Source organism: Desulfobulbus sp. (genome assembly GCF_030824455.1).
Lineage (GTDB): Bacteria > Desulfobacterota > Desulfobulbia > Desulfobulbales > Desulfobulbaceae > Desulfobulbus.
Window position 1 is genome coordinate 12,853 of record NZ_JAVBXR010000004.1, and the last position, 18,305, is coordinate 31,157.

At 52.4% G+C, this 18,305-nt stretch carries 14 protein-coding genes; 8 read left to right on the forward strand and 6 right to left on the reverse strand.

The features are described from left to right. The first annotated feature begins 22 nt into the window (after nt 1-22). The 7 genes from RCH93_RS00135 to RCH93_RS00165 all read left to right on the forward strand — a co-directional run bounded on the left by RCH93_RS00135 (nt 23) and on the right by RCH93_RS00165 (nt 9,415). The gene (locus RCH93_RS00135) at nt 23-1,816 is read left to right on the forward strand and encodes an N-6 DNA methylase (protein WP_306545899.1); all 1,794 of its coding nucleotides are present in this window, start codon (nt 23-25) and stop codon (nt 1,814-1,816) included. After that, complete coding sequence (locus tag RCH93_RS00140) at nt 1,816-2,853, forward strand: YhcG family protein (protein WP_306545900.1); 1,038 nt, start codon at nt 1,816-1,818, stop codon at nt 2,851-2,853. The genes RCH93_RS00135 and RCH93_RS00140 overlap by 1 nt, the downstream gene beginning before the upstream one ends. Next, nucleotides 2,853-4,739 (forward strand): restriction endonuclease subunit S, encoded by a 1,887-nt coding sequence (locus tag RCH93_RS00145; protein WP_306545902.1) that lies wholly within the window; start codon nt 2,853-2,855, stop codon nt 4,737-4,739. The genes RCH93_RS00140 and RCH93_RS00145 overlap by 1 nt, the downstream gene beginning before the upstream one ends. A gap of 1 nt (nt 4,740) precedes the next feature. After that, entirely contained in the window at nt 4,741-6,489 is a 1,749-nt protein-coding gene (locus RCH93_RS00150) for an AAA family ATPase (RefSeq protein WP_306545904.1), read from the forward strand. Next, on the forward strand, nt 6,486-7,346 hold the full coding sequence (locus tag RCH93_RS00155) for a hypothetical protein (RefSeq protein ID WP_306545907.1): 861 nt from the start codon (nt 6,486-6,488) through the stop codon (nt 7,344-7,346). Before RCH93_RS00150 ends, RCH93_RS00155 begins: the two co-directional genes overlap by 4 nt. A 185-nt stretch (nt 7,347-7,531) precedes the next feature. Then, complete coding sequence (gene fic / locus RCH93_RS00160; RefSeq protein ID WP_306545909.1) at nt 7,532-8,152, forward strand: protein adenylyltransferase Fic; 621 nt, start codon at nt 7,532-7,534, stop codon at nt 8,150-8,152. Nucleotides 8,153-8,398: 246 nt separating this feature from the next. Next, complete coding sequence (locus tag RCH93_RS00165; protein WP_306545911.1) at nt 8,399-9,415, forward strand: metalloregulator ArsR/SmtB family transcription factor; 1,017 nt, start codon at nt 8,399-8,401, stop codon at nt 9,413-9,415. Between the two features lie 302 nt (nt 9,416-9,717). Here the strand turns inward: RCH93_RS00165 and RCH93_RS00170 are convergent, their stop codons facing one another. The 5 genes from RCH93_RS00170 to RCH93_RS00195 form a co-directional block, all read right to left on the reverse strand. Continuing rightward, a complete protein-coding gene (locus RCH93_RS00170) occupies nt 9,718-10,314 on the reverse strand; it encodes a nucleoside deaminase (protein ID WP_306545913.1) in 597 nt (198 codons plus the stop codon). A 306-nt stretch (nt 10,315-10,620) separates the two neighbouring features. Next, entirely contained in the window at nt 10,621-12,360 is a 1,740-nt protein-coding gene (locus RCH93_RS00175) for an aldehyde ferredoxin oxidoreductase N-terminal domain-containing protein (RefSeq protein WP_306545915.1), read from the reverse strand. Then, complete coding sequence (locus RCH93_RS17860; protein WP_373693233.1) at nt 12,357-12,803, reverse strand: 4Fe-4S dicluster domain-containing protein; 447 nt, start codon at nt 12,801-12,803, stop codon at nt 12,357-12,359. The genes RCH93_RS00175 and RCH93_RS17860 overlap by 4 nt, the downstream gene beginning before the upstream one ends. 592 nt (nt 12,804-13,395) lie before the next feature. Further along, complete coding sequence (locus RCH93_RS00190) at nt 13,396-16,044, reverse strand: PAS domain S-box protein (protein ID WP_306545918.1); 2,649 nt, start codon at nt 16,042-16,044, stop codon at nt 13,396-13,398. A 2-nt stretch (nt 16,045-16,046) separates the two neighbouring features. After that, nucleotides 16,047-16,862 (reverse strand): ABC transporter substrate-binding protein, encoded by an 816-nt coding sequence (locus tag RCH93_RS00195; RefSeq protein WP_306545920.1) that lies wholly within the window; start codon nt 16,860-16,862, stop codon nt 16,047-16,049. Between the two features lie 395 nt (nt 16,863-17,257). Between RCH93_RS00195 and RCH93_RS00200 the strand changes: the two genes are divergently transcribed. Further along, complete coding sequence (locus RCH93_RS00200; protein ID WP_306545922.1) at nt 17,258-17,548, forward strand: hypothetical protein; 291 nt, start codon at nt 17,258-17,260, stop codon at nt 17,546-17,548. Between the two features lie 165 nt (nt 17,549-17,713). Here RCH93_RS00200 and RCH93_RS00205 read toward each other — a convergent pair whose 3' ends face one another. Then, nucleotides 17,714-18,199, reverse strand: coding sequence for a hypothetical protein (locus RCH93_RS00205; RefSeq protein WP_306545924.1), 486 nt, complete (start codon nt 18,197-18,199; stop codon nt 17,714-17,716). Nucleotides 18,200-18,305 lie beyond the last annotated feature (106 nt).

The window sequence follows — 18,305 nt, forward strand, 5'->3', positions numbered from 1 at the left end:
GATACAGCAAGAGAACAACGCAATGAATCTCAGCAGTACCATCAAATCGATCCAGGACATCATGCGCAAGGACGACGGCGTTGATGGCGACGCCCAACGCTTGGGCCAGCTCACCTGGATGCTGTTTCTCAAGGTTTTCGACCAGCGCGAAGAAGAGTGGGAAGATGATGCTAAGGATCAGGGTAAGACGTACAAGTCCCCGCTGCCCGAGCGCTTCCGTTGGCGCAACTGGGCCAAATACCTGATTGACGCCGAAGGGAAAAAGAAACCGCAGATTGCCGGCAGCGAGTTGATTGGCTTCGTCAACAACGAGCTCTTTCCAGCACTGAAAGAGCAGATCGATCCCAGCCAAAGCCCCTCGCACAAGGTCATTAAGCAGATCTTTGAAGACGCCAACAACTTCATGAAATCCGGCCCGCAGATGCTGGCGGTGATCGAGAAGCTGGAAGAGGCGATCAACTTCCACGATTTCAAGACCCGCGCCAGTCTGGGCGACGTCTACGAGCAGATGCTCAACGATCTGCGTGGCGCCGGCAACGCCGGCGAATTTTACACCCCCCGCGCCATCACCGCCTTCATGGTCGACCGGGTCAATCCCAACCTGATAAAACATGAGAGCGTGCTCGACCCGGCCTGCGGCACCGGCGGCTTTCTCACCGCCGCCATCGATCATTTCCGCAACCAGCGCACCACCAAGTCCGGCCCCAAGGACCAGCGCGCCATTGAAGAGTTGATTCACGGCATTGAAAAGAAACAGTTGCCGCACCTGTTGTGCACCACCAACATGCTGCTCCATGGCATCGACGTGCCCAGTCAGATCGAGCATCGCAACACCCTCGGGCGGCCATGGAACGACTGGGGGGCGAACGAAAAGGTCGACTGCCTAATCACCAACCCTCCTTTTGGCGGCTACGAAGACGACGGTGTGGGCAGCGACTACCCGGCAGACCTCAGAACCCGCGAAACCGCCGACATGTTTATGGCGCTGATCATCAAAAAGCTGCTCAAGGAAAACGGTCGCGCCGCTGTGGTCCTGCCCGACGGTTTTCTCTTTGGCGACGGCATCAAAGGCACCTTGAAAAAGCTGCTGCTGCGCGAATGCAAGCTGCACACCATCGTCCGCCTGCCCAAAGGAGTGTTCGCCCCCTACACCACCATCAAGACCAACCTGCTCTTTTTCACCAAAGGCGCGGTGATGGACGACGGCAACGAGCACTTCCACACCGACACCATCTGGTTCTACGAACACCCCTACCCGGCGGGCTACAAGAGTTACTCCAAAACCAAGCCGATCCGCCTGGAAGAGTTCAAGCCCGAGCAGGAGTGGTGGGGCTCCGAGGACAACGATTTTGCCGACCGGGTGGAAAACGAATTTGCCTGGAAGGTCGATTTCAAGGCCAAGCGCGAGCAGGCCGAGGCTGCCGCCGCCCCGCATTGGCAGCGTGCCGAGGAACTCGGCAACCAGGCCGCCGACTTGGAGAGCGAGGCAAAGGACTTAAAGAGCAGTCTGGTTGGCAATACCAATGCCAAGCAGCGCCTCAAGATTGAAATGCAGATCAGCGCCCTGCGTGAACAGGCCGATGCCCTGCGGTTGCAGGCCCGCGACGCCCAAGCAGCGGGCGACCGCATCTACTGGCCGATCTTCAATCTGGACATCAAAAACCCCAACACGCCGGAAGAAGAGACCTTTGACCCTGACGTGCTGTTGGAGAAGTACAAAAAGCTGTTGGGTGAAATCGAAGAAACGGAAAACCAGCTTAAGAGCGAACTGGCCGCCGCATTGGCGCACCACTTCGGTGGCGAGGTGACTGAATAATGGTGCCAGTTACCCCCCCAACACTGGTCAGTGATATTCGGCGCCTCATCGAGGCGAGTCGCTCGCAACTGGCCGGCGCCGTCAACAGTGCACTCACACAGCTGTACTGGCACATCGGCCAGCGCATCCACAGCGAGGTGCTGCAAGGCGAACGGGCCGAATACGGCGAGCAGGTTGTGGCCACATTGGCCCAGCAGTTAGAAGCCGACTACGGACGCGGTTTTTCCAGCAAAAATCTGCGCCACATGCTGCGCTTTGCGGAGAGCTTTCCGAGTTTGGAGATTGTCTCGGCACTGTCGAGACAATTGGCCTGGAGTCATTTTCTGGAAATCATTTACCTGAAAGACCCCCTCAAACGAGATTTTTATGTGCACATGTGCGGGCAAGAGCGCTGGAGCGTGCGCACCCTGCGGGAGCGCATGGGCTCCATGCTCTTCGAGCGCACCGCACTGTCGCGCAAACCGGACGAACTGCTGGCGGGCGAACTCGCCACCCTGCGGGAACAGGGGGAACTCTCGCCGGCCTTGGTGCTCAAGGATCCCTACATCCTCGATTTTCTCGGCCTGCATGACCGCTATCTGGAAAAAGACCTGGAAGACGCGATTCTCCGTGAACTCGAACTGTTTTTGCTGGAGCTGGGCGCTGGTTTTACCTTCGTGGCCCGGCAAAAACGGATCCAGATCGATAACGACGACTTTTACATCGACCTCTTGTTCTACAACCGCCGGCTCAAACGGCTCGTTGCCATTGACTTGAAGCTGGGCGATTTCAAGGCCGCCGATAAAGGCCAGATGGAGCTGTACCTGCGCTGGCTTGCCAAATACGAGCAGGAACCCGATGAAGCCCCGCCGTTGGGCATCATCCTTTGCAGCGGCAAGAAGCAGGAACAGATCGAATTACTGGAGTTAGGCCAGACCGGCATCCACGTAGCCGAGTACCTGACTGTCCTGCCGCCCAAGAAGGTGCTGCAACAGAAGCTGCACGAGGCCATTGCACGTTCCCGTCAACGGCTTGACAACCGTGGAGAGACCGCCTGATGGACGCGCAGCAATTTTTGGCCGATTTTGGGCATATTGCGAATGCGCCGGGGGGAGTGGCGCGGTTGCGGGAGATGATTCTTTCTCTGGCATTTAAAGGCGTCCTGTGTCCCCATTCTTTCGAATCAAGCGAAGACTTGCTGGAAGACATCGAACGTCAGCGGCAGATTTTCGGTGGCGAAACACGTAAACAGAGAATTACACGACAGGATAGCGCTACAACCGATACCTTGATTCCACATGACATTCCAGCACATTGGGTGTGGGTAGGTCTAAGTGCTGTCGGGCACACGTGGGGGCAAAAGAAGCCTACCAAATCATTTGCATATATCGATGTATCTTCCATCGACAATAAAGCAGGAACTCTTCGTCAATCTCCCGAGGTTATAAGTGCAAGTACGGCCCCAAGTCGGGCAAGAAAAATTGTTCAAAAAGGCACTTTGATTTACTCAACAGTGCGACCCTATCTTCTGAATATCGCGATCATTGAGCGTGATTTCGATTATGAGCCAATTGCCAGCACGGCATTTGCTATAATTCACCCATGGGAAGGCATTTCGGCGCGCTATCTCTATTATTATCTGCGTAGTCCTGTCTTCGTGAGTTACGTCGAATCGGTACAAATTGGGATGGCCTACCCGGCTATTAACGACGAAAAATTCTATTCAGGAGTGGTGCCACTTCCTCCGACTGAAGAGCAAACCCGCATCGTTGCCAAAGTCGATGAGTTGATGGCCTTGTGCGACAAACTGGAAACGCAGCAACAGCAGCGCCGCCGCCTGCAAAACAACCTCCGCCAGTCCACCCTGCAAGCCGTTGCCGCAGCCGCCAACCCACAGGAACTGCACACCGCATGGAGCCGCCTTACCGGCAACTTCGGCCAGCTCTTTCATGCGCCGGAAGATGCCAGGGCGTTGCGCGATGTCATTTTCGATTTGGCGATGAGGGGCATGTTCCTACCAACTACAAAGCTAAGTTCCCCTGTGACAGAGGATGACTTAGCCCCTCTTCCCACCGGATGGAAATGGAAGACTCTCGGCGAGTTGTCCGAGTACATCACGAGTGGCTCCCGAGGTTGGAAGGGGTACCTTTCCACATCAGGTGATGCATTTATCCGGTCCCAAGACATCAAGCAGGACGCTTTGATTTTTGAAAACCCAGCGTTTGTCGCACTCCCAGAAAAGGCGGAAGGTAAGCGCACTTTGGTACGAGGAGGCGACCTTCTGTTGACAATTACTGGTGGAAATGTTGGCAAATGCGCATTTGTACCGATATTGAAATGCAATGCATACGTAAGTCAGCATGTGGCTCTGATTCGTTTACATGACAGCAGCTGGGCTGAGTTTATTCACTTCTGGATGATCAATGCTAACGGAGGTAGAAATTTTCTATCGCGCTACATATATGGAGACAAGCCTGGGCTAAACCTTGCCCAAGTGGCAAGCGTGCCCATCCCTATTCCTCCGAAAACAGAGAAAACGAAAATACTTGAAAGTTTGCGGCAATTCCAAGTGATATGTAATCGTTTGGCTGAGCTACTTGATAGAGGGTCCAACTTTTCAAAAATATTGGTAAAAGCTGCCGTCTCCAGTATCACCGGCATCGCCACCGAACAAAAAGAGAACGTACCCGTGAAAGTCCCCCAAACCGAACTGATTGCTCCGTTGCGACTCGGACAAGCCCCCGACATCAAGGCGCAGGCGCCGCTGGCCACCATCCTTGCCCGCCACAATGGCGAGATCAGCGCCAAGGATCTGTACCAGCGTTTTGGCGGCGAGATCGACGCCTTTTACGCGCAACTGAAAACAGAGGTCAGCCACGGTTGGATTCTGGAGCCGGAAGTCGCCGAGATGCGCGAAAAATTCATTGACAGGGCGAGCGCCTGAAATGCAGCTCCAGCGTATTCGTATTGGCGCCTTCCGCAATCTGCGCGAGATCGAAATTGTTTTCGACAGCTATCTGCCCGCTACAGCGGCCAACCCGGATAGTCCGCCGCAGCCAATCCGTAGCCATGCCCTCATCGGTCAGAACGGCACCGGCAAATCGAACCTGATTGAGGCGTTGATCACCATTTTCCGCGATGTTGACCTCGACCGCGAAGCCCCCTTCGACTACGAGCTGGACTACTCCATCCGGGGGCATGCGGTGCGCCTCAAGGCGGAAGTCAGCCGGCAAAAACGGCCCTTTGTGTGGGTGGACGGCAAGGCCGAATCGCAGGGCTATCTGTTGCGCAACCGTGAGCTGCTGCCCTCGCACGTCTTTGCCTACTATTCCGGCCGCAACGAGCGCATGGAGGAGTTGTTCCAGGAACATCAGCGCCGCTTCAACCGTCGCCAGGAGATCACCGCCGAAGAGGTCGTCCCCGCAGCGCTGCTGCACCAGTTCACTGGCAGCGAAACAGATATCCGCGCCATGGAGGAGGTCTTGAAGCGCGCGGCAAGCCGGCGTAAGCAACTGGGCGACGACCGGTTGCGCCGCCTGTTCTACTGTCGGGGCGGGCACAGCCAATTGGTGCTGCTGGCCTGTCTGCTGTCCGATGATCCGGTTTTTCAGAAGGTGTTGAAGAATTTGCACATCGAGGCGTTGGAATCGGCGCTCTTTGTGCTGAAGGAACCGCACCGGCTACGGGAGAAACGCAAGAACCAGAAGTTTGATGAGAACGAACTGAATGAGGGCGACCCGCGTTTCTGGTATGCGCGCGGTAATGTGGTGAGCGAATTCCTCGACAAACTCTGGCAGGTGGCCTGGGCGCCAATCGAGCAGGAAATCCCTAAGCAGATCGACTTTCGCGGACGCACGGAGAAGCAGCGGCAGCTTTATCTCTTTGTGCCCAGCCAGGAAAAGCTCAGGGAGCTGGGCGAGTTGGTCGGCGGCGCATCCAGCTTTTTCCGCTATGCCGAGGGCGCCTTCATTGGCGATTTGATCGAAGAAGTCCGCATCACCGTCAAAAAGCGCGACGAGCACGGCGGCAAGGTCAGTTTTATTCAACTCTCCGAAGGCGAGTTGCAGATGCTCACCGTACTCGGCCTGATGCGCATCACCAGCGAAGACCACTGCCTGTTCCTGCTCGACGAGCCGGACACTCACCTCAATCCAATCTGGAAGCTGCGCTACTTCGACGACATCGAACAGGTGCTGGCCCCGCGAGAAGACGCGCCCCTGCAAGGCGAGTCGCAGATCCTCATCACCACCCACGACCCGATGATGGTCGGCAGCCTCAAACGCGAACAGGTGCGCATTCTCTGCCGCGACGGCAATCGCATCCGCGTCGACATGCCGGATGAGCATCCCCAGGGCATGGGGGTGACCGGACTGCTCAAGAGCGATTTGTTCGGCCTCTCGTCCACACTTGACATCGAGACCGAACGCCGCTTGTTCCGTCGTAACGAGCTTTTTGTCAAGGAAGCGCGTTCCACGGAAGAAGATGCCGAGCTGAGCCGGTTGAGTGCGGAATTGGCTGACCTTGGTTTTTCCACGGCGGATTTCCGGGACCCGGACTATGCCCTTTTCGTCCGCAAGATGGCTCAGCATCGGCGCTTCCGCAAGCCCACGCTTTCACCGGAAGAGCAAGCCGAGCAGGACCGGATTGCCGACCAGATCATCGATGAAATTTTGCGGGAAGAGGACGAACCGTGATCTGGATTGATCTTGAGCACAAACTGCCGACCGATGCCGATATCCCAGGGTGGACGCCATGGACGCGGGAGCAGTGGCAGGCATGGCTGGAGAAATCAAAACAATTGGTGGGGCAACTTGCGGCATTGGAAGCGGCGGGTAGGAGAAAAGAGCGCAACGATCTGATTGATGCCAACAGCGGACATTGGGGAAAGCTCAAAGAGTGGCTGTTGGCCTTATCCGGCGGCAAGTGCTGGTTCTCCGAAGTGAAAGAGCTGTATTCCCATTACGATGTCGAACACTTTCGCCCCAAGAAAGAGGCCAAGGTGCTGGACTCGACCGAACGTGACGGCTACTGGTGGCTCGCCTTCGATTACATGAATTTCCGCATCTGCGGCAACGTGGGCAATCGTAAGAAGGGCGGCTGGTTTCCCTTGCAGGACGGTTCGCTTTGCTCAACGTATTCCTGCCAGTGTGAAGAGTCAGAAAGCAGATATCTTTTGGACCCCATTGATGTTTATGATGTGGGGCTGCTTGCCTTTGACGAGGAGGGGAGAGCTGTCCCGGTACCAGGTGCCTCGGAATGGGAAGAGCAGCGTGTTCTTGAGACGGTGAAACGCCTCAAGCTCAATGAACATGTGCCATTGGCGGAGGCGCGCCGTAAAGTTTGGCAACAAGTCGATGGTCTTATAGAAGAATTTTGCAGATCAAAGGCTCGGTGTGGAACGGGAATCAATCCTGCCGCACAACAAAAAATGCGATCTGTGTGCGAACAAATTCGAGAAAAAACTCAATCAGGAGCTGAGCTCTCTGCCGTCGCCAAATGGTGCGTTCTTTTCCGAAATGACTCACACCTGTCGAGGTTGATTTGTCGGTAACTCTATGAACCAAAACAGTTTATTTTCTTTTGACGGCCCAGTCTGGAAAAACGAATAGATGTCGAATGGCTGCACATAAAAATGTAGGATTATTTAACCAGCCACTCCCTTGAGCTTTTCCGCACCTCTACAAAGCCCCAAGCAGCCTGACGTGAAAGGATATTCGTGTGGCAAAGGAGACTCCCATGACCTTGGAAAACAAACTCGGCATCACCGATGCGGTTGAACTCGCCCGCGGAGAAGAGCGTATCAGCAAGGCAAAGGCGCACCACCTCTTTGCCAGCGGCAGGCTAGACACCCTGCAAGCTGGGACCTTTCAGGCACTGGCAGAGATACACAGAAATCTGTTCGACGAGATCTACGACTTTGCCGGGAAAATTCGCACCGTCAACATTGCCAAGGGCAGTTTCAGGTTTGCACCTGTGATGTATCTGGCGGCAGCTTTGCAGCATATTGAAAACATGCCCCAGTCGACATTCGATGAAATCATCGAAAAGTACGTGGAAATGAACATCGCCCACCCCTTCAGAGAGGGCAACGGGCGCAGCACACGCATCTGGCTTGATCTGATCCTGAAACAAGAACTGCAAAAGGTTGTTGATTGGAGTTGTGTTGACAAGAATGATTATCTCCTTGCCATGGAGCGTAGCCCCGTCAAGGACGTTGAAATCAAGTTCCTGTTGCAACAGGCCCTGACCGACAGCATTCATGACATCGAAGTCTATATGAAGGGTATTGACGCGAGCTACTATTACGAGGGCTACGCCGTCTATAGGGCAGAAGATTTGGGAGGAAGCGAATCTTGACTGAGCAAGGGGCGCTCCCTGGTACTCCTAGCCTGTCCGGGCCAACGATCTTCTGGTTGCGAGAAGCGGGAGCTTAAGGCTGGCAGAACGCTACGGCAGTTCGTGGTTCCGTAGGGTGACTCCTTCCTCGAAGCAGCTGTCACCTGTTTTTCTGATTTTGTTTCTATGGATGTCGAATTAGATTGACCGGCTGTTAGTTTTTATCTATTTTATTTCGACGTTAATCGAAACAAAGGAGGTAAAAATATGGATGCCGAGCAAAGTTTAGCCATCATCAAAGCCCTGGCTGATGCGTCGCGGTTGGCTATTGTCGGGTCGCTGGTGGAGCGGCCCCAATACGTTGAAGAGATAGCCCAACGGCACGCCCTGGCCCCGTCGACAGTGTCGTTTCATCTGAAAAAGTTGGAAAAGGCCGGTCTCGTCCGCAGCAGGAAAGAGCAGTATTACGTGGTTGTCGAGGCCAACGAACCGTTGCTCGACACCACCCTGAAAGATCTGGTGAGCGTCTCCGCTGTCCTCAAGGATAAGGGCGAGCAGCGCGTGGATGTGTACCATCGCAAGGTGTTGGACACCTTTTTCCGTCATGGATTGTTGGAACGGTTGCCAGCGCAATACAAGAAGCGTCGTATCGTACTTGAAGAGTTCGCCTTGCATTTCGAGCCCGGACGCCGTTACCAAGAAGCGGAGGTGACCGGTGTGATTCGGCCTCTTTTCGACGATTATTGCATGATCCGCCGTCTGCTCGTCGATGAGCAACTGTTGCGGCGAGAGGGCACGACCTACTGGCGCGAATGCGTGGAGGGCCAAGACACACAGCCTCGGGTGACTGCCGGGCCAAGTGCGCCGCTGGTGACCAAACCGGCGCCCTCGAGAAAGATGATGGCAATGGCACAGCCTCGTGCCGGAGTCTACCAGTTGCACAACGCAGTCAACGGCAAGCTGTACATCGACAGCAGCGTCAATGTCGATGGCGCCCGCACCAGCAAGCTCTTTCAGCTCAAGATGGGCAAAGCGGTTTTCAACCGCGCCTTGCAGCACGATCTCAAGGAGCATGGCGCCTCGGCTTTCACCTTTTCCGTGCTGGAGGTGTTGCCGGAAGGAACTCCCGAGGAATTGCTTGAACAACACCTGTTGATGTTGAAAACGCAGTGGTTAGAGCGTCTACAGCCTTTTGGCGACAACGGTTACAACAACCGCAAGGGCTTTGAACGGGACCGTCAGGCTGTGGCCCATTTCCAGGCTATGCAGGACGATGCGCAATAGGCCGGTTTTGGTTGTTGAGTGCAATCCAGCCGAGTCTCCCTGTTTGCCAAAAGAACAACATTTGATGCTGACTGGGGGAGGGGAGAAGTGTTAGTTAATCGAACAGAGCGGTTAAAAATGGGAAACATCTAGGAGCCTATCGGACTTTGGCCCGGACGAAATTTTAACCATTTGAAATTACACAATTAAAAATTATACTGAATTTCAACCCTGAAAATTAGATCTAGCAATAATAAATAGTTGCATGATGCGACTCTTGAGGACCGACCGGCTCCTAGCCGATGTGCCGAATTTTGATCTCGTTATCCTTGCCTTTCTAGCTCATTCTTCTTTCGCACGGCGCTCAGACCTTGCCAATCTTCTAAATCTTGATCAGGTTTTTCGGCCCGAAATCGAGCGTAAAGCTCGATCCCCTGTTTGTCCTCCAAAATTTCCACGTGAATCCCTTTTTCACGCAATAACGATTCATTACCACTTGCGTTCGTTACATCCCCTACGACTACGCGGCTAAATCCTCTCATATAAATCAATGTTGCACAGATATCACAAGGGCTTAAGCTAGTAAAAATGGTTGTATTGCCAAAGTCTATCCGTCCAGCATCGCGAATAGCGGAAGTTTCACCGTGGTTGTAAGGATGGTTTTCTTGAACGAGAGTGTTGTGCCCCTTTCCTCTGATTTGTCTTGTCCGGTTATCAATTATCACCGCGCCAATCGGACAGCCTCCTTCATCATGGCTTTTTTCTGCGAGAAACACTGCGACGCGCATAAAATCAGCATCTGTTAACCTGCCCACAAAATCATTGTCCATTAAAACAGGTAGGCTTTTGGTCGGCATATGGGCTATTGTTCTCAATACTTCTTCATTTTTACCTGTCAGCTTATTCAAGAGGCTCTTCATCTGCATCCTTAGAAAATTTATCACATGTTAAACAAGGAATAAGCGAGCTGTTTATGCTAGCCTGTTGAGCGGAAAACAGCCAAGAGTGACACCACAAGCGCATTTTATGGCCTTCCGTGTGTCCGGTGCTAATCGATTCAAACGCAACCTTGCAGCTCGCTCCTGATTCTCTCAGGAGGCGCCGGATTAAGATGTTCCAATCTATCGCAACATGAACATCAAAACAGAATATATTGTACTTGTCGATTGTTGCAAAAAATGTGGCACTCTAGGGTGTGATTATTACCGTGTTGCGCGCGGACTTATTCACCTACCGGCAAGTGAAAGAATCGCCTGGCTGTACTCGGTTTGCAGGGCTTGAAGATACTGTGGATCAATAGGACCTTTCCAGGTGGTGATTTCACGGAACCGTTTAGGGATAGTTATCGATTCAGGGTGGAAACCGCTGGCAATACGGGTCTGCCAGCGGATCTTCTGAATATTCCTGCCGCACTCGGGTAGAGTGGCGGCCAGCTTTTCATAACCGAGCGACTGTAGGCAATCTGCCAGGAGTGAATCGGTATAGACATTACGAGCAAAAAGACAGGCAACCATGGAGGTCATGAAGGCACGTGATGCTTCGTCCCGGACAAGAAATTCCACCGCAGCGTTTACGTCCTGGTTTGCATGTTGCTGATCGTACGAATAACCGCCACTATCCAGATGTGAGTGACGAAACCCGAGTGCTTGTGCTGTGAAAAACACCTCACCGGTGGCATAACCAGCCATTTCCTGGCCGAGCACGCAGGCAAAATCTCTCCCACCATATACTTCGGCTGCCTTGAGGGTACCTTGGCCGAGAAGTCGGTAGAAGTCGTTGGCTCCGGCGCCAAAGGAGTTGGCAGCCTGCTGGTAGCTGGCGGAGTCGCCAAAGGTCAGCGGCGCCAAAGTCTCTTGAACGGAAACGAGACCTTTTTCCGTGGCTTCAGTAGCCCATGCAAGGGCTACCCCGGCGGACATGGCATCCATACCAGCCTTTTCAAACAGGTCAAGGAGGGTGAGCACAGCAGACCTATCTGTCACTCCCAACATGGTTCCCAGCGAAAAGATCGTTTCATAGTCATAGCTGACCTGCCGGTACAAGTATCTGTGGCTGTCCATAAATTTTTCCCGGACAAATCCAACATGAATGCAACCTACCGGGCATCCGGAGCAGGCTGAGTTACGCAACAAGGCTTCATCGGCGAATCGCTCCCCAGAGATTCCATCAACGGCCTCATCGGCCGTTGCCTGGAGGTTGCGCCACGGCAGGGATTGAAGATCGTTGAGTGTCTTGAGATTAGCCGGGGTGCCGAGATCGTGGTATTTCTTCATCATCCCGCTGTCCGTGACCTGGCTATGCACCTCGGCAAACAACTTGGAGTAGCGGCTCTCTTTGGGCAATGGCAAGATGGCGTCGCCGTGGATGATAATGGCTTTGAGGTTTTTCACCCCCATTGCCGCGCCGCCCCCCAGTCGTCCAAAATGGCGATAGGTGTCAACATTGATACCCGCTATGGCTGCACCGTTCTCTCCCGCCGGGCCAATACGCAAGATGGAACGGTGTCCGGATCCTTTGCTCATGCGCCGCAGAATTTTGCCGGTTTCGAACACGTCCTGACCCCAGAGAAAACCACAATCCCTAACTTGAAAATGAGTGCCGCTCACTTCAAAAAAACAAAGCGTCGGTGATCGGCCAATCAGCACCAAAGCGTCGAGACCGGTCAAGCGAAGTGCCATCGCACTGCGGCCGCCGCCGTGGCTCTCGGTATATTGATTATGGTAGGGAGATTTGAAGGCGTAGATCGTCTTGCTCATCAAAGGGAAGTAACCAGAGAGCGGGCCTATGGTAAAAATAAGCGGCTGACCGGGAGAATCCCAAGAGGCATCCGGTTGCCCGTATCGGGTGAACAGAAGGGCTGCCAGGCCACTGCCGCCAGCTACTTGGTCGCGGCCATCCACCTGGATGCGTTCACCTTTTCCGGTGGCCAGGTCAAAGATTAAAACGTTGAAGTGATCCCCGTTCATGATGCAGACTCCGTCGAATTGCTGGAGGATGAAAGGCGGAGGCTGTTTACCTCGGCCAGTTCCAGACAGTCATGTGGACAGAAGGGGACGCAAAGGCCGCAGTGCAGGCAGACAAAAGGCTCTCCTTCCTGATCGATAAAAATGGCCTCAACCGGGCAGGCTGGGGCGCATGAACCGCAGCGATTGCACAGTTTTTTTTTGACCACCACACCGCCGTCCTTGCGCGGAACAAGAGCGCCGGTAGGGCAGGCGGCGGCACAGGGAGGCGGGTCGCAGGCCACGCAATGAACGGCGGTGAATCCAGTGGTCAAACCACCAGAAGAATGAATACGAATCCCCGCAGTATCCCAGGAAAGACGATGATGAAGCAGACGAGCGCAGGCCAGGGAACAGGAGTGGCAACCAATACATCGGTCCATTCGTGGTGTGATCAATATTTTCATAGTACTCCCCGCTGGCCAATGAGCTCCATTTTGTGGTTTCAAACTGAGGCAGGAGATAAACAATTTGTTCTTCTTGAGAAAACAAAACGATCCCCGAATCATCTAACCCTGGCGCCCATTTGATAAGTAGTTCAGCGGGGCAGACAATGAGAACGCCTAGATTTACCACACTGTTTCATTTCAGAGGACGATATTTTTCAATCAGTATTTTTGTTCACCTGTCCGATTGAATCTCCGGTCTACTCGACCTTTGAATGCCCCGCATACACCTGACCAGTTACAGAAGAGGGCTTCGCTTGCTTCTAGGGTAAGCGATACGGATTTCAGCCGATAGAGACAGCCGTTCGAACTTGCGGCTGCCCATCCCGAGAGCCCAGGCTACAATCTCGGCGAGCATAGACCTCGACACTAAGGGATCCTGTCAATTGCTCTAGTTGCTGCCGTCCGGCGGGCGTCAAAGTGATGTACATTCCTTCGCTTCATATGACTTCTGCGGGGAACGATGAACAAGGTGGGAAGTGGTGTCTTTTTTCCGTGGTTCTTGCCGTTGCTCCTCAACCAGCCTTCCCCCTTCCATCCATTGCTTCCTCGTTTACGCTTCCGTGCTGAGCGCCCCCCGGACCTTGGCGGCTAAACCTTTCAGAGTAAAAGGCTTCTGGATGAAGTGCACGCCTTCATCCAGCACACCGTGATGGGCGATAACGTTGGCGGTGTATCCGGACATGAACAAACGTTTGAGGTCGGGATAGAGGGTCAAGAGGTTCTTCGCCAGGTCACGACCATTCATCTCGGGCATGACAACATCCGTCATCAGCAGGTCGATTTTGCCGGCGTGCTCTCTGGCCAAACGAATGGCTTCGCCCGGTGTTGCCCCCGCCAGGACGGTATATCCGAGACGTTCAAGCATCGCCATGGTCATATCGAGGATCATAGGCTCATCTTCCACCAACAAAATGGTTTCATGGCCAGACAAGGCAGGAGTCGCCACCTCAGCCTCCGGTTTCTCGTCAGCCAAGGGTACGTACCGTGGCAGATACACCTTGAACGTCGTGCCTTGGCCCGGTTCGCTGTAGACATTGATAAAACCGTTGTTCTGCTTAACGATGCCATAGACCGTGGCCAACCCCAGGCCGGTGCCCTGATCCATTTTCTTGGTGGTGAAAAACGGCTCAAACAGGTGGGAAATAATCTCGGGGGCCATTCCGCAGCCATTGTCGCTCACGGCCAGCAGCACAAACTCGCCGGGGATAAAACCGGTGTGCCCGGCACAGTAGGTTGCATCAAAAAACACGTTGCCCGTTTCGATGGTGACCTTGCCGGTATCCGCTATGGCGTCCCGAGCATTCACACAAAGATTTGCCAGCATCTGGTCGATCTGGGTGGGGTCCATTTTAACCAGCCACAGATTCTTCCCCGGCAGCCAGGCAAGATCAAGATCCTCACCGATGAGTCGCAGCAGCATTTTGGTCATGCTTTCCACGGTCTTGTTGAGATCGATCACCTTGGGAGCAATGGTCTGTTTGCGGGCAAAGGCCAACAACTGCCGGGTGAGGTCGGCCGAGCGTTGCGCTGCCTGTTGGATCCCTTGAAGGGCCGAATGGATCGGCTGATTTTCATCGACCTGCTCCAAGATCAGCTCCGAGTACCCGAGAATCACCCCAAGCATGTTGTTGAAGTCGTGGGCAACGCCTCCCGCCAACCGCCCGACAGATTCCATCTTCTGCGCCTGTGTCAGTTGAGCTTGGACATCCTCTCGCTCTTTTTCGGCTTGTTTTCTTGCTGTAAGGTCCTCCAGGAGGGCTAGAATATAATCAACCGCACCGTCTGCTTGTCTGACACACGCCACCGCAAGGTTGGTATGGATCACCAATCCGTCTTTGCGCACGAAACGTTTTTCAATGGTATAGTCGTCGATTTCCCCTGCGATTAACCGCTCAAATTGGATCAAATCAGGAGCAAGATCCTCTGGATAGGTCAGGTCCGCCCAATTCAACTTGGCGAGTTCATCTTGGGTGTAACCTAGCATTTCGCATAAACGACCATTCACCTGCATCCAGCCTTTTTCGGGCGAAGTGATGGCCATGCCAACCAGTTGGCGCTCAAAGAACAGGCGCACCCTCTCTTCGCTCTTTTGCAATTCCAGGACAACGCGCTTCTTTTCGGTGATATCCAAGATGACACCATCAAGCCAAAGTGGCTTGTGATCTTCATCGTACACCGCAATTCCTTTTTCAAACAGCCAACGAACGCCTCCATCTTTATGAAATATCCTGTATTCAATTTCATATGGCTTGCCCACAGCGACGCTGGCATTGAACTCATTGTTGACTCTTAATAAATCTTCTGGGTGAATGAGTAAATCGAGACTCGTTTGTCCTGTCAACAATTCCTGGGAGGAATATCCAATGATTTGCTCGATCAGATCACTAATATATTCAAATTTTCTTGTCGGCCATAGCGCACACCGGTAGACAATGCCTGGAATATTGGATACGAGCGACCTGAAACGCGCTTCACTTCTTGCAAGGGCCTCCTGTGAGGATTTGGCAACGCCTATTTCCTGTATAAGATTTTCACGCATATTGTTTATCGCAGATTCAACCAGGCTCAATTCGTCATATTCCTGTCCTTTGCGTTCTCTCCTTTGTATTACGAGCGGATCATCAAGATTTGTTAAGCTGAAAGATCGGGCAAATGCCGCCATCGTGTAGAGATGTCTGCCAACAAAATAATGGAAAATGAAAAATATAAAAATGGAGACAAAAAATATTTTTAACGTTTCAGTGAAGAAGATGACACGCACGCTACTCCAAAGACGATGATGCATGCCCTGTAGACTTACTTCAACTTTCAGGGTGCCCAGTTCTTGATCCTGCCCTCGATGTTTGTACGTCAGGGGAAAATCATAGGATTGATACGCTCCTTGTGCCGGCATTCCCGTTTCGAGCAGCTGCTCACTGCTTTTTTGGATGCTCACATAGCTCACATCCGGCAGGTTTTTGATCCCTTGAATCTGCGCCTCTAGCATGGAACGATCATATATCCAGAGGTGCGGCACAAGAGTTGTTACGTGTGCTCTTCTTATCTGGTCAACCGTTATCGCAATTTGCCCAACATCTCGTCTATACTCAAAAAATACCTGAACAGCCGTGCTGATCAGTGTAACCAAGGCACTGCAAAAAAAAATGTAGAGAACAAATCGATAAGCAATAGATTTTCCTATACCGAACTGTTTCTGCATCGTTATTTTTCCGATTCCGGTAAATATTGGCTCAAGGCATTTCTTTTTATACTGAGGTAGGTACCGTCACTCTTTATGGCTTTTAAGGCTTCAGCCAATGGCAGGATAACCTTATCCAAGTCTTTGTGGAGATACAAGAACATATCCTTTGTTGCAAACGGTGAATCCAAAGCATGAATCCCTTGCAAACCCAACTCTTTGATCATTCCATATCCGTCGATTTTGTTGTAGACTACAAGATCAATTTTATCCTCCTCCAATGATCGAAACAGTACTTCAGCGTTTTTCACCTTTGTCAGATTTTTGCAGGCAACGATATTTTTTTCGAGAATTTTCCACCCATTTACTATGCCGACATGATAATTTTGCAACGAATCCCAACCGTTCATGCGCAGACTGGGGTCCTTGCCAAAAGCGACAAATTCATACTCGCTTATTTTTTCCGGCACAATGCTCAGATTTTTATACTCGCTCTCCAATCCTTGAATTCTGACATAGATCCCTTTCTCGATTCCTTCGTTCGCGTTCAGGAGCGCCCTTTCCGCTGGAAGGTGCGCAATATCTATCTGGAGGCCAATGCGTCTAAAAGCCTCTCTGACAATCTGATCATGAAACCCCATTCCATCTGATGTCGAGAGAGGGACGCCATCCGCTGTCCCGATAACAAGGGGAGGTTCAGCGGCAAGCACCTGGGAAAACAAACATATCGCGATCAAAACTGCTGTGCAGAATTTCATATACACCTCTCCTTTTTCCGGAAAATCTGATGCTCTCCCTTGGCTATGGCCGTTAATTTGAGCATATTCGTCCGTAATCACAATGGAATCATCGAATTAAAGAGATAATAGGCGACCCCAATGCAAAATGCTATCAGGGATATCGCCGTCACTACGCTGGATCAGGTGGATGTGGCAATGAAAAACAGCCTCGTCCGCAGAGCCTGAGCCCCGCCGGAGGTGAAAGGGGTGGGGGGCTGCCGCCTTCCCGCACCATCTCCTCGCCCAGGATCATTTCAGCATGGGTGCCTTCCTGGCAGAACTGATATTCCCTATTGTGTTTGTGCGCTCGTTTTGCGAATCACAGGCGAGCCAGTAGTCGCTCCGCCTTGCGCGCCTCTAGCTGCTCAACGAGCCGGGCGGCCGTGAAGGACTTGGAGTTGCTCGTACAATTGTCCAAACTCGGAGCTTGGGCAGCGAGATGCAGATGGTTTTCCATGATCACAGAGCCGAAGAGCCGTAGCCCGGCGTTTCCACGCTGGAGCGCGGGAACGATCAAATTCATTTTTCGCAGTGATACTGAAATCTTTCTTCGGTGGTCGGGCCTTCGTGCTCAATTGACGGCAATTCCCACGGACGAACACATTGCTTTTAATGGCTATGAACAAAACTCAGCACAATTTGATGTGAAGCCGCGCCCGATTTGGCATCGCGACAAAAAGTTAATGCCATCTTCCCACCCAGGCGTAAATGCTGATACAAGGCGAGTGAGCAACGTATCAGGCTGAGTTTCATTCAGAGCCACATTGCTTTTTGTTTTTGCACCATATATAGCCGGCAGGACCAAGGAACCCGTGCGTATCACGATCCCCGCCGACCAAAGCAGACCGAATGAATCTGGTTATCTCTTTGTGTCAATTAAGCGGATAATTGGCTCCTTCAAAGCGACTAACTTAATTGCCTTCCGCCAATTTAATCTCGGTTATACGGGGCAATATATTTTCTTCTTTCCGCTTTTTTTGCCACACCGCCATTTCTTCGAATCGCTTGGGGAACTCTTGTATAAAATCGATGGCGGTTCTGGTGCTCCGGCCACTTTCTTCAACCTGCCATTCTTTAATGAGTTCGAAAAACTCGTCCATTATTTGATCGTAGCTGTCCTTTTCTGGATATTGTCCTGAAGCAGTGGGGCTCAAAAAAGCTCCACCCCTCGTTGTTGAATGATCCTCATAGCGGATCAACTCGTCCTTCGAAAGCCCGAATTTTTCCTCAATCATGTCGAACCAGGTTTCTGGGATTTTATTCTTCCTTTTGGCGTCGGTGATTGCTTGCGGAGAAATCCCAAGAGCTTGAGCCACTCCCTTTTGATTTTTCCCTCTCGATATCTTCTTAATTTTTTTGAACAAATTCTCAAAGCTGAGAGATTCCACTTGGTTCACCAAATTTTCGCTTGATCTGCTTTATTTTTTGAAGTAAAAAATAAAGCAGAATAAAACAGTATTGAAGGGGGTAAAACAAAGCTACAAATTGCCCAGGAGGAAATGG